Source organism: Micromonospora sp. CA-111912, assembly GCF_050948415.1.
GTDB lineage: Bacteria > Actinomycetota > Actinomycetes > Mycobacteriales > Micromonosporaceae > Micromonospora.
In genome coordinates this window covers 2,943,500-2,961,054 of record NZ_CP192007.1, presented here as the reverse complement: position 1 = coordinate 2,961,054, position 17,555 = coordinate 2,943,500, and the positions used below count along the sequence as shown (strand labels likewise).

The following is a 17,555-nucleotide window of genomic DNA, read 5'->3' as shown; positions in this document are numbered from 1 at the left end:
CGTCGTGGAAACGCCGTCACCGTAAGACGCCTCTCCGTGCGCCAAGGTTCATTCCGGCTACCAGACGGGAGGAATTCAATCGTCGGGCATCAACACGTCATGACGTGGTCGGCCAATGTGCCGATGCCCTCGCGTCGATCGGGGAGTGCGTCGCGCAGTTCGCCCAGCCAGCGCACCCAGTCGATGCGCTGGCGACCGACCAGGGCGCTCCGATTGCGCAAAATCACCTCGTACGCCCGATCCGGCCGGTCGGAGAGGAAGAGCCGGATCGCCTCGAGCATCGCTGCATTGGCGTGCTGCGACTGGTTGGCACCCGCGCCGCCACCGAGGGACACCGGCGGCGGCAGGGCGAACCCCGCCCCACGCAGCAGCGAGGTCAACTGGTCCGTGTCCGACTCGACGTGCAGCGCGGCAAGGTGGTGTTCGGCCAGCTCCTGGTGACCGAGGTTGGCCAGCCGGAGCGCCTTGGACGACGCCGCGACCACGGGCGCGACGGTGGCCTGGCCGACGGCCTGCTCCACCCACGTCCGGGTCGTCGCGGTCTGGAGGGCGGTGAGCCGCTCGTTGTCGATCAGCCGCGAGCGTTCGCCCCGGTCCCCGACGCGCTCGGCGGGCCACTGCCTGCGTCGCAGGTAGAGCGGCACCCAGGCGGGCGGCAGCGGCGGGTCGTCGCTGCGCCGCAGCACGGCCCGATCCCGCACGCCGGACGGCAGCGACCCAAGGATCACCCCGACCGGCACACCCGCGCCGAGCTGAATGAGCGTCACGTCCGCCGCCGGCGGGATGTCCCGCGCGCCGTCCAGCTCCGCCGGCCTTTCCGTGCCCCGCGCCACCAGGTGACCCGCCGGAAGCTGATGGGCGGTGAATCCCGGTGGCAGGCTCTCGCGCACGGCGGCGTTCTCCAGCGCACGCAGACCGTCCGGTTCGTCCGCGAGGGCGACGTCCAGCGGACGGCCCGCGCGCAGCCCTTCCAGCACGGTGAAGATTCCGGCCCGCTGGGACTGGGTCGGCGCTCCGCTGACCCTGACCCGCACCGCGTCCGGACGTGCCGTGGTGGCCGCGAACGGCGGGGGCGGCAGTTCGACGCCGCCGGGACGGATGTGCACCATGCCCGGGTACGTCGTGTCGACCACCCAGCCCAGTAGGCCGGGAAGATCGATTGCGAACCGGCCGTGGCCGTCACCCGCGGCGAGGCCGGCCGGCAGCGGTTCACGCGGCGTGGCGCCGGGCCCGTACACCCGGTAGTGGTCGGCGAAGTGTGGCAGCGTACGCACCGGGCCGGACGGGCTCCACGTCATCGGCACGAAGCCCCGCGCGGACGCCGGCGGCGTCTCGGCCAGCCGCGCCACCGGCACCACCAGGGCGGGTACCCCGGTGGCACGCCCCGGCAGCATGGCACTGAGCTCGGCAAGCGCCTGCCACGGCACGGCCGCGCCCGGCACCGGCTGCACCACCACCCGGTCCCGCAACGGGCTCGGCAGCGCCGCCACCAGGCCCACCACGGACCGGGCGACCGCCGCCGCATCGACGCCCGCCGGATCCACGAACAACACCCGCGCGCCCGGGTACGACGTGCGGGTGGCCGCCACGCCCGGGTCCGCCGGGACCGCCCCCGCCGCAGCGACGACCCAACCCGCCGGGACGGGATGCGCCTGCCAGCCGTCCGGCAGCGCGGCGCGGACCTGCGCCAACTGCTGCCGCTGCCCGTCGGTGAGCGTCTGCCCGACCAGCACAATCTCCGTCGGCGCCGAGGCCACCCGGATGCGATCGAGCTGCGCCAGCACCTCGTCCGGCACGACCTCGCCCGCATTGCCGACCACGATGGGCACCGGCCCTGCGGCACCGCCGCGCCGGGGGGCAGCGGTCTCCGGCCCCGCGGCACCGCCGCGCCGGGGGACGACGGTCTCCGGCAGGTGCCGTCCGACCCACAACCTGTCCGGATCCCGCGCGTCGATGTACCAGCCGAGGGCCAACTCGTACGTGCCGGGCCATGGACCCGACGGGAGACCGTACGGGTTACGGATCCTGGATGCCGGCGCGGCGTCGCCCGGACGGAAGTCGTCGCCCGCATGGACGGCGTTGCCCGCATGAAAGCGGAAGGCGGTGGCCATGGCCGTGAAGGTGGCGTTGCCACGCTGGTCGACGGGCACCACCCAGGGAGTCGGTGCCGGGCGACCGACCAGCTCGCCCGCCGGCACCTGTAGCGCGGCGGTGGGATTCAGCTTCCGGAGCAGCTCGTTCGCCATCGACTCGGCCCGCTCCGGGGAGAGGCTCGGCCATCGGCCGGCGAACTGGAGGGTCAGCCCCGACTGGAACTCCGGGCGCAGCCGCCGCAGGGCCTCCGGAACCTGGGCCAACCGCTGCCCGTCCAGATCGAGAGCGACCGTCAGGCCGGCCCGGGAACCGCGTGGCCGGTCCGCCGCAGGCAGCGTCGGAGCCGGGCCCTCGTGCAGGAGAACGGCCCGGCCGCTGGCGGTGGCTGCCAGCCCGTCGAGCGGGCCGGCGAAGTAGTCGGGCCCGGTACGCCGCATCGGGCGTAGTGGCCTGGGAAGTGGTGCCGGCGCGGGCCCGGACGGCGGGTGCGCCAGGTGCCCGGGACCGGATGCGGGCGGGAGCACCGCAACCGGCGGTGGCCCGGAAGCGAGCATCCGGCGGACGGCATCGCCGCCGCCCCGTTCGACATCGGTCAGCACATGTGGGGCCGGCGAGGCCGAACTTGGCAGAGGTGGGGCCGGCGACGCCGAACTGGGCAGATGTGGAACCGGCGAGGCGACAGCCGGCAGATGTGGGACCGGCGGGGCGAGAGCCGGCACTCGTGGGCTCGCCGGGGCAACAACCGGAGCGTGCGAGCGGGGCGAGGCACCGACGGTGGCCAACGGGCTCCGCAAGGAGACCTGCGGGGCGACGACCCCGGACACCGGGCGCCGTGAGGTGTTGCGCTGGGCGTCGACCGGCGGGCCTTCCGCGATTACGTCGCGGGACCCCGTCCGCCCACTGGTGTCAGCGCCGACGACCGGCCCGTCCAGCCGGGACGGCGGGATGACGGAGCCGTCCCTGACCGGCGGGACCTGCGCGGCGGCTTCGGGACCGCGGCCGGTAGCCGGCGACGAGGACTGCCCGCCTCGGGTCCCGGTCGGTGCGCCGGCCAGGTCGGCGGCCTCATCGCTCAGGGGCCCGCCCGCCCTCACGTCGGCCGATGGCGGTGCCGTGGGCCGGATCGAGCCCTCCGCCCACGCCTGCGAGAACAACAAATCCGCCATCGCGTTGCCCGTCAGCGGCCGCTCCGCGAACACCACCTTCGGATCCAACCGGATGGGCGGAGCCGTCATCTCCTCGACGGAGCCATTGAAATAATGACGGTGCGCAACACCGCGCTTATCGTCGTACACGACCGTGAACGACTGACCACCGGCGTTTACGCCAGCCGTCAACCGACCAAAATGATCCAGCGTGAACAGCGCATAACCGTTCTGGTAAGTAATTTCCCCGGCGCGGCCCCCGGCAGTTCCATAACGAATATCGAACCGCCGGCCGTCCGGCCCCACACCCCGAGTCGGCCGCCCGACGTTGTCGAACTCCGTCAGCGCATTTCCGTCAGCCGTCGTCCGAAGAACCAGGGCTACTCCTGCGGAGTTCCCGGAGGTCGCCATCGCATCAGCACGAATCGCGAACTTGCCCCACGGCCCGTCCCAGGTGAAATTGTCGCCGTGATGCTCCCAAACCGTATCGCCGAGATTTTCGTGCCGGGTCCTGGCGATCCGCCCCGAACTGTCATACACGTAACGGTCAGCCGCCAGCACGTCATGAGAGGCCCTAGCGCCGCCATCGCTCTCCGCTCCCCGCACAGCAGCAACAGGCGAGACCTCACCCTGCCCCCGCGCCGCCGCAACCAGCTGGGCCACCACGTCGTCGGCTGGCGGACGTTCCGCGACCAACGTGGCAGTCCCGGTCCGCCCATTGGTACGCCCGCCAGTGTCTACGCCGCTGGCCGGGTCATCCCGCCAGGGCAAAACCACGTCAGCACCATCCCTGACCGGCGGCACCTCCCCAACGACGTCAGCACCATCTCTGACCGGCGGCACCTCCCCGGCGACGTCAGCACCCGATCCGGTGCCCGTGGAAGCGGACGGCCCCCGCCGAGACCCTCCACCGACCGGCCCGCCCTCCGGCGTCACCGTCGGAGCATGCCGACCAGCCTGCGCCGAGACATCGGGTCGCGAGCCCACCACACCACCCGAAGGCCCACCCGCAGAAGACGAAGCCTCCGGCGCGCTCACACCCTCCGCCCGCACCAACGGCCTCTCCGCCAGGCCACTGAACGAGCCCTCCGCGAACGCCTTTGGGTCGTACCGAATGTCGGGAGCCTTCATCTCCTTGACGGAGCCATCATCGTCATACTTACGGTGCGCGACACCCCGCTTATCGTCGTAAGTAACCGTGAACTCTCGATTATCGGCATCCATGCCAGCCGTCAACCGTTTTGAATCATCCAACGTGAACAGCACAGAATCGTCCCCGTAATGGATCTCCCCGCTGCGACCCTCAGACCAGCTATAACGAATGGTGAACCGCTGACCATCCGGCCCCACACCCGCAGTCGGCCGCCCCCTGCCGTCGAACTCCGTCAGCTCATTCCCATCAGACGTCGTCCGACGAACAATCACATTCCTACGGAACGCGGACTCACCCCACGGCTCATGCCACACAACATAATCACCCTCGTGCTCCCAACTTACATCGCCGAGCTTTCCGTTCCGGATCCCGGCGACACGCCCCGAACTGTCAGACTCGACACGGTCAGCCGCCAGCACGTCATGAGAGGCCCTAGCGCCGCCATCGCTCTCCGCTCCCCGCACAGCAGCAGCAGGGGAGAGTTCCGGCGAATCCACACCCTGCCCCTGCGCCGCCGCAACCATCCGGGCCACCACGTCGTCGGCTGGCGGACGTGCCCCGAACATCCGGGCCACCACGTCGTCGACCGGCGGACGTTCCGCGACCAACGTGGCAGTCCCGGTCCGCCCATTGGTACGCCCGCCAGTGTCTACGCCGCTGGCCGGGTCATCCCGCCAGGGCAAAACCACGTCAGCACCATCCCTGACCGGCGGCACCTCCCCAGCGACGTCAGCACCCGATCCGGTGCCCGTGGAAGCAGACGGCCCCCGCCGAGACCCTCCACCGACCGGCCCACCCTCCGGCACCACCGCCGGAACATCCCCACCAACCTGCGCCGAGACATCGGGTCGCGAGCCCACCACACCACCCGAAATCCCACCCGCAGAAGACGAAGCCTCCGGCGCGCTCACACCCTCCGCCCGCACCAACGGCCTCTCCGCCAGGCCACTGAACGAGCCCTCCGCGAACGCCTTCGGGTCGTACCGAATGTCAGGAGCCTTCATCTCCTTGACGGAGCCATCATCGTCATACTTACGGTGCGCGACACCCCGCTTATCGTCGTAAGTAACCGTGAACTCTCGATTATCGGCATCCATGCCAGCCGTCAACCGTTTTGAATCATCCAACGTGAACAGCACAGAATCGTCCCCGTAATGGATCTCCCCGCTGCGACCCTCAGACCAGCTATAACGAATGGTGAACCGCTGACCATCCGGCCCCACACCCGCAGTCGGCCGCCCCCTGCCGTCGAACTCCGTCAGCTCATTCCCATCAGACGTCGTCCGACGAACAATCACATTCCTACGGAACGCGGACTCACCCCACGGCTCATGCCACACAACATAATCACCCTCGTGCTCCCAACTCACATCGCCGAGCTTTCCGTTCCGGATCCCGGCGACACGCCCCGAACTGTCATACACGTAACGATCAGCCGCCAGCACCTCGTCAGAGACCCTCCCGCCACCCCCGCCTTCCGGACTCTTATCAAGAACAGGCGACACCTCCGGCAAATCCACACTATCGACCAACCGGGCCAACGCCTTCGGGTCGTACCGAATATCGGGGGCCTTCATCTCCTCGACAGAGCCATCGTAATACTCGCGATGTGCAACACCACGCTTATCGTCGTAAGTAACCGTGAACTTACGACCACCGGCATCCATGCCAGCCGTCAACCGTTTTGAATCATCCAACGTGAACAGCACAGAATCGTCCCGGTAATGAATCACCCCGCTGCGACTCTCAGGCCAGCTATAACGAATGGTGAACCGCTGACCATCCGGCCCCACACCCGCAGTCGGCCGCCCCCTGCCGTCGAACTCCGTCAGCTCATTCCCATCAGACGTCGTCCGACGAACAATCACATTCCTACGGAACGCGGACTCACCCCACGGCTCATGCCACACAACATAATCACCCTTGTGCTCCCAACTTACATCGCCGAGCTTCCCGTGTCGGGTTTTAGAGACCCGGTTAGGACGGTCAGCTGCCAGCGCGTCAGCGCCGGAGTCTCCACCGGCGGCCGAGTCCCGCTCCCGCAGAACTCTCAACCATTCAGTCGTACGCTCGAACTGGTTGGTCAACATCTTCTCGTGGGCCAGCCAACCGTCGACAGATTCGTTCGGGCGGCCGAGTTTTTCGTGGTAGTTGGAGACGTACTGGCGACGGAATTCGTCGGCAATTGCGACGCGCTCCTCGTACGGAATCTTGTACCGGGCCTTGGGGTTCATGCTTTCCAAGCCGGGTAGAATGGGCGGGTCATCCAGACCGAAGACTGACTCGAAATCCCGGGCCGCGATGTCGAGAACATTGCGTAGCCGCTCCTCGTGCAGCATGTGCACGTCCAGCCGCCCGTTAAGATCCTCCGTGCGGAACGCCCAGCGGGACCAGACCTCCTTGAGGCTCTCGTCGCCCGGCCCCTTCGCGAACGCGCCCGGGTGCTCACCCCAGACATCCTGGTACGCCCTCTCCAGGTCCGACTGGAACGCTTCACGTACCCGAACCATGCCGTCGGCCGGAAGGGTAGGATCCTGGGCCTGATCGATGCGGCGCTGCCGCAGGTCGGCCATGAGTTGATTCCGTTGAACCTCGAGGGCGAGATTGTCGGCCGCCACTTTCTCGGCCTGGGCCCTGCCCTCCTGCCATTTCGGCACCGCCTCGTCGGGGTTCCCCCCCGTAAGGGCATCGAAATAGGCCTCGCGGGAACGCGTCAGGAAAGCGGTGCGCTCGCGGGCGATGGCGTCCTTGTTGAGCACCGCCGCCTGCGCCTCTGGAAGATCGGCCAAGACCCTGTCGAAGGGACTGCCGTCCTCAAGCGCGTGGAAGCTCTCCAACTCACGCTCGTCGGCGAGTCTGCGCGTCAGCACCTCCTGGGCGCGGTCGAAGCGACCCGGCAACGCATCGACCGCAACATCCTGCCAGCGTTCGCCGCCGCCCGGCTGGTCGGTGCTCGCCGAAGACCGCTGGTACGGACTCGGACCGTCCGTCAGGAGGGGACGCTGCTCCAGCCGGAATTCCTCGGCGACTTTCTCCTCCCACGGGAGCCGGCCATCGGCCAGGCCTCGGCTCTGCTTCCACTGGCCAAGCCGCTGAGAGAACTGGCTCTTCATGAAGGTGTCGAGCTCGACCTCCTTGTCGAACCGGGCCGGCAACCCGTTCTCCAGCTGTTTCTGCCAACTCGCGAAGCTCCGGTCCACCTGCGGCTTCCAGGTCTCGTACGACCCATCCGCCCTCGCGGCCCGGTCGGCCTGGTAGTTGATCCGGTACGTCTTGGTGACCAGGTCGACATACTGGGCCCTCGCCTCCGCGAAGTCCTCGGCCGTCCGACCGCTGCCCGGTTGCGCCCGCTCGATGTTCAACCGTGCATCATCGAACGCCTGGCCCGCACGAGTTTGTGCCACGTGCAGATCTGCGTAGAAGTCAAACCTGAAGTTCCTGGCCAACCGGGCGACCTCCGGCGGCCAGTTGCGGTAGAAGATGTCGTACCTGCCGCCCCGGACACGCTCCGCGTGCGTGAACTTGGTCTGCCAAAGGTGCGCCGCCTGCTTGGCGAATCCTTCCTCCGCCCGGGCCAGTTGCTCGGGGGTATAGCTCTTGCCGGTCCTCTCCTGCCAGGCGGTGTACTCCGAGCGGAAGCGCTCCAGCGGCATGCCCCCCGTCTCATTCATGCGCTGCTTCATCTCGCCGAGCGCGTGGGTCTTTTGTTGCTCCCGCTTTCGGAACTCGGCCAGATTGCCTGCCTCTTCCCGTGCTCTCTGCTCGTATGCCTCACGGTTGCGGCGCCAAGCCGGGCCCTCGCGGTCGGGATGCATGCCCTCCGGCTGACCCTGGCGGCGTTGCAGACGCTGTCCCGGGCTCTTCTCGGTGGCCGGCTGACTGCCCGCCCGCTCCGACGTCGGAGTGCCAGGTGCGGCATCCGGGGTGGGGTCGCTTTGCGGCGATGCCGTCCGTTCGCCTGGCGAACCCGAGGCGGATGGTGCGGGGGAATCCGAGGCTTGCCGGCCCGTCTGCGTGGGCGACGGCGCGGCACTGGCCTCCGGTGCCCCCTGACGACTCGGAGTTGTCGCGTTTCCTTCGGCTACGGCGGAGCTGCGGTGGCTCAGGGAGGAATCCGAACGGCTCCGAGCACCGGAAACCCCTGACGCAGCGTCCAACGAGGCTGGGCGGTCACCAGCACTGCCAACTGCCGATCGCTCGCCCTGCCCGCCCTTGGCCTCACCCCGCCCCGCTACCGCCGAAACTCCGTCCGCCCGCGCCGCCACGCCCTCACTGCCGCCAACCTCACGACGCCCCACCACCGGCGACGTGCCAGCCTCACGCGCCCCCACCAACCCACCATCACGCGCCACAGCCGGAGCGGCGTCACCACGGGGGGCCGCCGAACCAGCCTGGGACACCTGAGCGTCAGCCCGCACCGGCGGTGCATCCACCGGCGTAGCACCGGCACCATCGGCAGTCTCACGACGCCCCACCGCCGGCGAGCCAGCCTCCTCAGCCCCAAAGACCCGCTCAGCCGGCCCATCGCCCCCACGCCCAGAAACCGACGGGGACCCTTCATTCGGACGGCCCGAAACCAGCGACTCACCCACACGCCCCGGAACGACCGACACCTCACCGCCACGATTAACCGGCACCACCTCATCCACCCGGCCAGTAACCAACGGCCCATCACCCACACGGCCGGTAACCAACGGCCCATCACCGCCACGGCCAGTCACCAACGGCCCCTCACCCACACGCCCCGGCACCACCTCATCCGGACCCAGGAAGCGTGCCCGCTGGCTGGGCGTACCCGGGCCGTCCAGCTGTGGCCGCACGGTCTCGGCCTGTGCGCGCGGCGGCACGGTAATGCCGTCGATGACCCCGTCCTGGCCAGCCTTGGCCCAAGAGGCGGCCGGTTCGAATCCCTCCGTCCCGCCGGGCTGCCGAGGGCCGCCGCCGGCGTGGACCCGCCCGCCATCGGCGGAGGCCACAGGGGGAGCGTTTTGCCCTCGGAGCGGGGGCTCGTTGACCGATTGCCGGTTGACGTCGATGTTCTGCCGCCCCTCGGCACCGCCCGGTGGGTTACGCGTCAGCGGGCCCCCCGAGCCGTTCACGGGCGGGCCGTTGTCCAGCCGGGCGGGGGCGGGGAGGATCGGGCCGCTGCCGTCGACGGACAACCGCGCGCCGCCGTTTGGTCCCACCCCGGCTTCCGGCGGGTCGGTGAAACGGCCTGATTCGGGCACTGCGCGCTGGCCCGCGCCGGATTTTGCCTGGCCGTTGGCGGACGATTTACCGCCACCTGGAATTCCGGCGTGGGGCAGCCCGGTCGGCGAGATCCCGCTGCCGCCTTCGATCCCGCTGCCGGGATCGCCCTTTCCCGAGGGCGGCGTCACGGCTGTCGTTGGGGCCCCGACCTCGCCCGGGTCGATCGAATCGATGACCTTCGGCTGGCCCTTTCCGGTGCTGCCGAAGCTGGTTCGGGGAGCGCCGCTGGACGACACTTTCGGTTTGCTGGTGCGAGTGAAAGGGAATGGGTGGCGTTCCAAGAAGCCACCGCCCCGAAATCTGCTGTTAGTGGCCACCAGGGCGAACAACCCGCCGCCCGCGAATCCAACCCCGGCGGCGAGACCGAAGGTCATTGGATCGATATGCACATCCGTGTCGGTGACACCGGAAGCGGTGAACTCTGCGATGAAGGAGATCGCGACTTCGGTTGTCGCACCGACCGCGCCGCTGGCCACCACCTCCGCGATGACCTTCGGTGACACGAACGGCGCCACCAGTGCCCGCACGCTCGTCGGCACGACTTTGGCCATCAGATTGCCGACCGTGGTGAGGAGCTTCGTGAGCCCTTGGATGAGTCTCCCCATCAGCGCGCCGAGCCCTGGTATCCAGAAGGCGGCGAAACCGAGGAAGGTGGAGATCAGGGTAATGAGCCCGGCCTTGATGGCCTGCGCGATCATCTCCCGGACCTGATTCGCGTACTCCTTGATGTCCCCGCTGATGGAACGGGCCACCCCGGCGACCTCGGTCACCTGTTTCCACACCTGGCTGGTGACCTCGACGAAGTAACCCGCCGCCAGGCCCGTCCATGCCAACCCCATCTGAACGGTTGCGATCTGGTTGCCGAGGACGTCCAACTTGTCGGCAGCTCGCCCCCACTCGGCGGACAATTCGTCGAGTTTATCCGGGTTTGGATATGAGACGCCGTCGATCTCAGGCATTCTCCGTACCCTCCACCGACACACCGGACAGATACCGCATTGGCCAACGGTGCCACCGTCGGCGCCTAGTCGCACAGTGCCCAGAAACGAGGACGTCGCCGCCCCCCAGCGAGGACGTCCCAGGTCCCCTGGTGAACCCCGGCACCGGCGCGGCCGTCTTCCGGGTGGAAGACCACGGGCTCGCCGGAACACCCGGGAGCCGTCCGGATTCGGGACAGGAGAGCACGATGGCGTACCAGGACGATCTGAACGACTTCCTCCGTCAGACCCAGGAGCTCACCATGCAGGCCAGCGCGGCCAGCGCCGGCATGGCCGACCGCGAGGTCACCGGCACGTGCGCGGGCGGCGCGGTACGGGTGACACTGACGACATCCGGTGAGGTCCGTGCGGTGACGATCGACCCGCAGGCGGTGAACCCGGACAACCTGCGTCATCTGGAGGGCAGGGTCGCCGAGGCGATGCAGAACGCGCTCGACAACGTGCGCAACCTCATGGAGCAGATGATGCGGCCCCTGACCGACGAGCTGAATCGGCTGTCGCCGGGGCAGTGACGGGCATCGCCCGGGTCGGCGGGGCGGCCGGAACCGTACCCGGGCGAGGCCCGACCTAGCCGACCATTTCGCGGCCCATCTTGAAGAGCTCGGTGAAGACGCCGAACACCCCCAACGCCAGCGTCGCCGACAGCACGAGGCAGACAACGCCGATCGTCTCGACGAACCTGCCCCGGTCCCGGGTGTCGACGACCGGCCCGAACGGCGTCTGGCCGTCTTCCCTGGCGGCGGCGCGGGGGCGGGAGCCAAGCGCGACGGCGACGCCGACGCCGACCACGGTGGTCCCGATCAGCAGCAGCACCAGGACGGACGGGCCCGAGGCGAGATACCAGTAACCGACCGCAGCGATCACGCTGAACAGCCCGATCGCGCCGGGGGCGGCCAGCAGGATCACCTCACTGACGAAGCCGACCTGGCGGGCGCGGATCACCAGCGCCGCCCCGGCCACCGCCGCCAGGCCCACCGACCACCCCTGGCGGGAGGTCGCCAGCACCGGGAACGCACCGGCCAGGGCCAGCGCCGGGAACACCAGGCTGAGCGCCAGCAACTGGCGCGCGTTCAGCATCAACCGGGCGGTGGCCGGCGCCACCCCGGCCGCAGCCTTCGGCATGGGCGTGCTCCAGGCCGCGACCGAGGCGGCCAGCGGGCGGGCCACGGCCACCATGAGCAGGACGGCGAGCACGGCGGCGGCGGCGATCTGGGTGGCGTCCGCGTCGAGGAAGACGAGCACCAGAGCGAACACGCCGCCGAGCGCGAGGGGCACCTCGACTGCGAGGATGGCCTGCTCCGGCGTGGCGGCCAGGGCCATCAGCATGCCCGCGTTCGCCCCCAGCACCACCCCGCACCAGAAGAGCCCACCGCCGAGCGACTGGCCGACCAGGCCGCCGGCGGCGGCCAGGCAGGGCACGGCGGACAGCGAGATGGCCAGGCACGCCGATGCCGGGAGCCGGGCCCGCTTCTGGTTGAGCACCCACCCGAGGGAGAGCACGACGATGCTGACCAGGACGAGACCGACCGCGGCCAAGAGGTCGCTGTGGTGCGGACGCGCCGCGACCACCGCCGAGACGAGGGTGAGCCAGCCGGCGCCGATCCAGACCGTCAGCACACCCCGGTCGCGGGCGTCGATCCGGTGTTCCTGCGCCTCGGCGGCCACCAGCTCCTCGATGTCCTCCACCACCGGGGCGGTGCCCGGGTCGCGGGCGACGTCGCGCAGGTAGAGCACCTGCCCGTCCGCGACCCCGGCCTCGGCCAGCGACGACTCGATCGAGAAGGGCACCCCGCCGGCGGGCGCCAACGACCAGGCGGGGGCCATCAGTCCGCCGCCGGTCTGACCGCACAGCTCGGCCAGACCCGCCACGTACTCCCCGATCGGGCTCTCGCTGGGAAGCGCGACGTCGACCCGCTTCCCGCCGCCGTGCACGGTGACCCGGCTACGTCTGTCCAACATCGGTGCGGTCCCTCTCATCTCCCGGTTTCGGTACACGCGTCAGACCTGCCAGGTCTTCGTGTTGGCCTGCTCGGCGTTCGTGTAGTTCTGGTACGAAATGTCGAGCGCGCGCGCGATGAACGGCAGCAGACCGACGCTGCCCGCCCCGCCGTCGCCCCACAGGCCCGCGGCGGCCATGTTCCACTCCTGTTCCAGCCCCTTGAAGTGCTGGTAGGTGCTACCCGTCCAGGACTCCTCCAACGGGGCGAGCTGGGCCTGCAGGGCCGCCAGCTCGGCGGCGAGGTCGCCGGAGATCTTGCGGATGTGGGTTCCGGCCTCGGCCAGTTCGGCCGGTACCTGCAAATTGCTTGACTCGATGCTGGGCACGGTCGGCTCCTTACGACGAAGGCGAGGTCAGAGGTTGGCGGGTGGGATGACGTTTCCGGTCGGGTTGTGGCTCATGGGCGCGTACACGCCCGGGTTGAGGCCGCCGTTGATCGAGCTGAGGCCCCGGACGTTGTCCGCCTCGCTCTCGACGTAGTTCACGACGTTGCTGCGCAGGCCCTGGCCGATCTCCACCAGCGCGTCGTGCAGGTGGACGGAGTGCATGTGGAAGTTGTTCATCAACTCGGCGAACTGCAGGGCGGACACCCCCAACCAACTGGCACCCAGCCCGGTGACAAAGGTCTGCAGCGCCGTGAGTTGAGTCTTCACGTCGTTGGCGACGCGGTCGCAGTCCGCTGCGGCCTGCGTCACGTACTCCGGGGTGACGTTGTACTGCGTCACAATCCGCTCCTTATCGTCGTCGGCGCGACCGGTCGGCCACGTCCGTAACAGCCTGGGCCTTGCGGAGAGGACACCGGTAGTTCCCCGATCACCGGACACCGGTGATGCCGCTGCGGGGGTGTCACGAAGCGGCCCCGCTGGTTGCCATCGCGTCCTCGCTGAGCGCCACCTGGATCAGCTCGGCCCCCGAGCGCGTCACCAGCACGCCCCGGCCGGGTGGGCGTTGGGCCGCCCGGTGGTCGCCGACGAGCGCGCCCTCCCGGCGGTCGCCGCTGAGGATCAGCCCGACGGTGCCCATCTCCTGCATCCGGGTCGCCAGCGGGTCGGACATGAGCGCCCGGGAGGAGCCGGCGACGCGGCGGGCCAGCACGAGGTGGAAGCCGATGTCGCGGGCGTGCGGCAGGAACTCGACGAGCGCCCGCAGCGGGCCGTTCATGCCGCCGCCGAGCAGGTCGTAATCGTCCACCACCAGGTAGATGTCCGGCCCCTCCCACCAGTTGCGCGCGGCGAGCTGCTGCGGGGTCACCGTGGATGGGGGAATCCGCTCGCGCAGCTTGCCGGCGACCTGTTCGACATAGACCTTCAGCGTCTCCGGGTCGGCCGCGTAGGCACCCAGGTGTTCCTCGGGGACGACGCCGAGCAGGCTGCGACGGTAGTCGGCGACGACGAACCGGACCTCCCAGCCAGAGCGGCGGGCCACCGTGGAGGCAATCCACGTACGCAGGAAGGAGCTCTTACCCGAGCCGCTGTCGCCGAAGACGAGCAGGTGCCGCTCGTCGCCGGAGAGGTCGAGGGTGACCTGCCCCAGGTCGCGCTGGGCGATGCCGATGGGCGTCCCGTCGTCCTGCCGCGCGGGCAGCGCCAGCACGTCGGGCAGCGAGATCGTGGCGGGCAGCAGCTTGACCGGGGGGGCAACCGGCCCCGACCAGTTCCTGGCCGCCTCCTCGATGACGGCCGCCTGCGCCTCGCGCAGCCCGTCGGTCGTCTCGGCCCCGTCCACCCTGGGCACGGCCATGTGCAGGTAGAGCCCGGGAGCGGTCAGCCCCCGGCCGGGCACACCGGCCGGGATCTGCGCGGCGAGCTTACGGTTGATCTCCGAGTCGTTGTGGTCGTTGAGTCGCAGCTCGATCCGGGTGCCGATGGAGTCCCGCAGCGCCGGACGGATCTCCATCCAGCGGCCGGCCGTCAGCACCAGGTGGATGCCGACGCCGAGCCCTCGCGAGGCGATCTCGGCGACCATCGCGTCCGCCTCCTCGAAGGTGGCGCGCAGCGCACCCCAGTTGTCGATGAGCAGGAAGATGTCGGCCGTCCGCACGCCCCGGGGCAACCGCCCGGCGAAACGCCGGGCCCGGAACTCGGCGATGGAGTCGACCCCGAGGGAGCGGAACTGCTCCTCGCGCTCCGCGATCAGGGTGTGGACCTCGCTGAGGGTGCGGCGAACCAACTCCTCGTCGCTGCGCCCGGCCACGGTGCCGACGTGGGGGGCGTCGGCGAACGGGTAGAGCGTGCCGCCGCCGAAGTCGATGCAGTAGAACTGCATCTCCTCCGGGGTGTGGGTGAGCATCGCGCTGAGCAGCACCGTGCGCAGGAAGCTGCTTCGACCGGTCTGCGGGGCACCGACCAGCGCGAGGTTGCTCTGGGTGCCCCCGAAATCCATCATCAGCAGTTGCTGTTCCTGGTGCAGCGGGCGGTCGAGCACCCCGATGGCGACCTTCATGTCCGACCCCGGCCATTCGGGGGCGCAGAGGCCGCGACCGCTGCGCACGGCCGGCGTGCCGAGCAGCAGGTCCAACGGGATGACCGGCGGCAGCGGCGGCAGCCACACCTGGTGGGCCAGGACGGCGATGGGCTTCATCCGGTCGACGAGGACCTGGAGCTCGGTCGGGCCGGCGGGCGTCGGCTCCCCCACCGGTGCCTCCTCGGCGGGCTGCTGGAGCGCGCTGTCGGGCAGCGGCCCGACCGTGAAGGGGACGACCGCGCGGAGCAGGCCGCCCGCCTCGGTGCGCTGCTCGCTGGTCAGGTACGGCGTGGAGACGTGCGCCACCCGCAGCCGCAGGTAGACGGACTCACCGACCTTCAGGTAGGCGGAGCCGGGGATCGAGGGCAGTTGGTAGGCGTCGGTGGTGCCGATCACCGTGCGGCTCTCGCTGGCGGAGAAGGTGCGCAGGCAGATCCGGTAGGACAGGTGCGAGTCGAGACCGCGCAGCCGGCCCTCCTCGAGTCGCTGGGTGGCCAGCAGCAGGTGCATGCCGAGACTTCGCCCGACTCGGCCGATCTGCACGAAGAGGTCGACCAGCTCGGGTCGACCGGAGAGCAGCTCGCTGAACTCATCCACGATGATCATGAGGTACGGCATGGGATCCAGCTCCGTACCGTCTGCCTTCTTGACCCCGGCGGCCCGGCGGGTCTGGTACTCGCGGATGGAGTCCACGTCGCCGGCGTCGCGCAGCATCTGCTGCCGGCGCTGCTGCTCACCGAGGAGCGCGGCGTGCATTCGGCTGATCATCGTCTGGTCGCCGACCAGGTTGGTGATCAGGCCGGCGACGTGCGGGAGCCCGGCCAGCGGCGCGAACGCGGCCCCGCCCTTGAAGTCGACCAGCACGAAGCTGAGCACCTCGGGCGAGTGGGTGAGCGCGAGGCCGGTCACCAGGGTCCGCAGCAGCTCGCTCTTGCCGGAGCCGGTCGCGCCGACGATCAGCCCGTGCGGGCCTGCGCCGCCCTGCGCCGCCTCCTTGAGGTCGAGCAGGACGGTGCCGCCCTCGCTGTCGGTGCCGATCGGTACGCGCAGCAGTCGGCTGCTGTCCGGTCGTACCCAGAGGGTGGTCGGGTCGATGGCCAGCGGGTCGCCCACGAAGAGCATGTCGGTCAGCGACACGTCCCGGATCAGCACCTGGTCGCGTTCGTCGATCAGGCGCAGCGGCGACAGGCGGCGGGCGACCAGTTCCGCGACGCGGATATTTAGGCTGTCCGGCGCGCAGTCGGGTACGGGGGCGGTCATCAGCTCGGCGCGGCCCTCCACCGCGGCGTGGCCGTCCTCGGTCAGCCGGATGCGCAGGTCGACCCGGCTCGGTTCGTCCAGCTCACGCCGGGCCAGGAAGAGCGCCGTGATGCCGAGCTGCGGGCCGGCCGCCTGCAACAGCGAGCGCAGCAGCTCCGAGCGACCCCACTCGGAGACCGGCTGGAAGCCGGTGAAGAGCACCACCAGGCGCTGCATCCGAGGCGTCTGGGAGCGGTCGAAACTGATCTGTACGCGCCGTACGGCGATCTGCTCCTGACGCTTGCGGATCTCCCGATCCAGGAAGCCGGCGAGATCGACCGGGTCCACCCGGACCAGGGGCAGCACGCCGGCCTCGCCGGCGGCGTCCGGCTCCAGCGCGTGCGGCAGCCACTTGGCCCACTCCCAGTTCCCGCCGCCGGAGGACTCGACGGCGATCACCACGTCGTCCGGCGCGTGCAGGACCGCGAGTTGGGTCAGGATCGCCCGCGCCAGGCCCTCGGTCCTCTCCGGTGGCCCGAGCAGACTCACCACGCCGGCCTCGGCGAGGTCCACGACGGCCGGTTGGTCCTCCACCCAGCCCAGGCGGGAGACGAGCTTCTTCGCGGCGGTCAGTGACTCCCAGTCGTACTCGCCCAGGGGGTCGAGGCGTTGGCTCATCTGCATCGGCGGGCTCAGGGCGACCCGCCCCAGGCCGATGCGTACCCGCATGAAGTCCGGATCCTCCGGGCGGCGTTCCCAGACCCGGTCCAGCGACGTGCTGATGGACCAGAGCCGCAGCGGGTCCGGCTGGTTGACCGCGTTGACCGTGCGCTGCGCGGCGGCGTGGGCCCTGGCCTGCGCGCGGGCCTCGTCGAGGTGCGCCCGGTAACGGCGGCGCTGGCGGCGCACCTCCCGACGGTTGCTGCTGCGCGTCTGCGATCGCATGGCGATGGCCACACCGATCGACATCACCACGAAGAGCACACCGAAGGCGATCAGGATGGGACGGCCATACGTGATCATGTAACCGGCCATGCTGACCGAGCTCAGCAGCGGCAGGATCATCGCGACCCAGCCACTGGTGTTCGTGCCGGTGCCGGCCTCCGGTGGTGGCGGCAACGCGATCGGCTCGGTGGAGAGCGCGGGCGGCAGGAACCGCGGCGGCCGGTGGAATGCCAGTCGAGTCATGCCCTCTTCCCCTGCCGGTTCGACCG

General features: G+C 69.8%; 6 protein-coding genes. 1 reads left to right on the top strand and 5 read right to left on the bottom strand.

The features are described from left to right. Positions 1 to 89: 89 nt before the first annotated feature. Positions 90 to 10,601: a hypothetical protein gene (locus ACQPZO_RS12375; protein ID WP_433349856.1), complete on the bottom strand. Its 10,512-nt coding sequence runs from the start codon at positions 10,599 to 10,601 to the stop codon at positions 90 to 92. 227 nt (positions 10,602 to 10,828) lie between these two features. On the opposite strand from ACQPZO_RS12375, the gene ACQPZO_RS12370 reads away from it, so the two are divergent. Beyond that, entirely contained in the window at positions 10,829 to 11,152 is a 324-nt protein-coding gene (locus ACQPZO_RS12370) for a YbaB/EbfC family nucleoid-associated protein (protein ID WP_433349855.1), read from the top strand. Positions 11,153 to 11,207: 55 nt separating this feature from the next. On the opposite strand, the gene ACQPZO_RS12365 is transcribed toward ACQPZO_RS12370, so the two are convergent. From ACQPZO_RS12365 to eccCb, 4 genes are all read right to left on the bottom strand, one after another. Next, entirely contained in the window at positions 11,208 to 12,599 is a 1,392-nt protein-coding gene (locus ACQPZO_RS12365; protein WP_433349852.1) for an EsaB/YukD family protein, read from the bottom strand. Between the two features lie 39 nt (positions 12,600 to 12,638). Further along, entirely contained in the window at positions 12,639 to 12,965 is a 327-nt protein-coding gene (locus tag ACQPZO_RS12360) for a WXG100 family type VII secretion target (protein ID WP_433349849.1), read from the bottom strand. A 27-nt stretch (positions 12,966 to 12,992) separates the two neighbouring features. Further along, entirely contained in the window at positions 12,993 to 13,364 is a 372-nt protein-coding gene (locus ACQPZO_RS12355; RefSeq protein WP_433349847.1) for a WXG100 family type VII secretion target, read from the bottom strand. Positions 13,365 to 13,485: 121 nt separating this feature from the next. After that, a complete protein-coding gene (gene eccCb, locus ACQPZO_RS12350) occupies positions 13,486 to 17,529 on the bottom strand; it encodes a type VII secretion protein EccCb (protein WP_433349845.1) in 4,044 nt (1,347 codons plus the stop codon). Positions 17,530 to 17,555 lie beyond the last annotated feature (26 nt).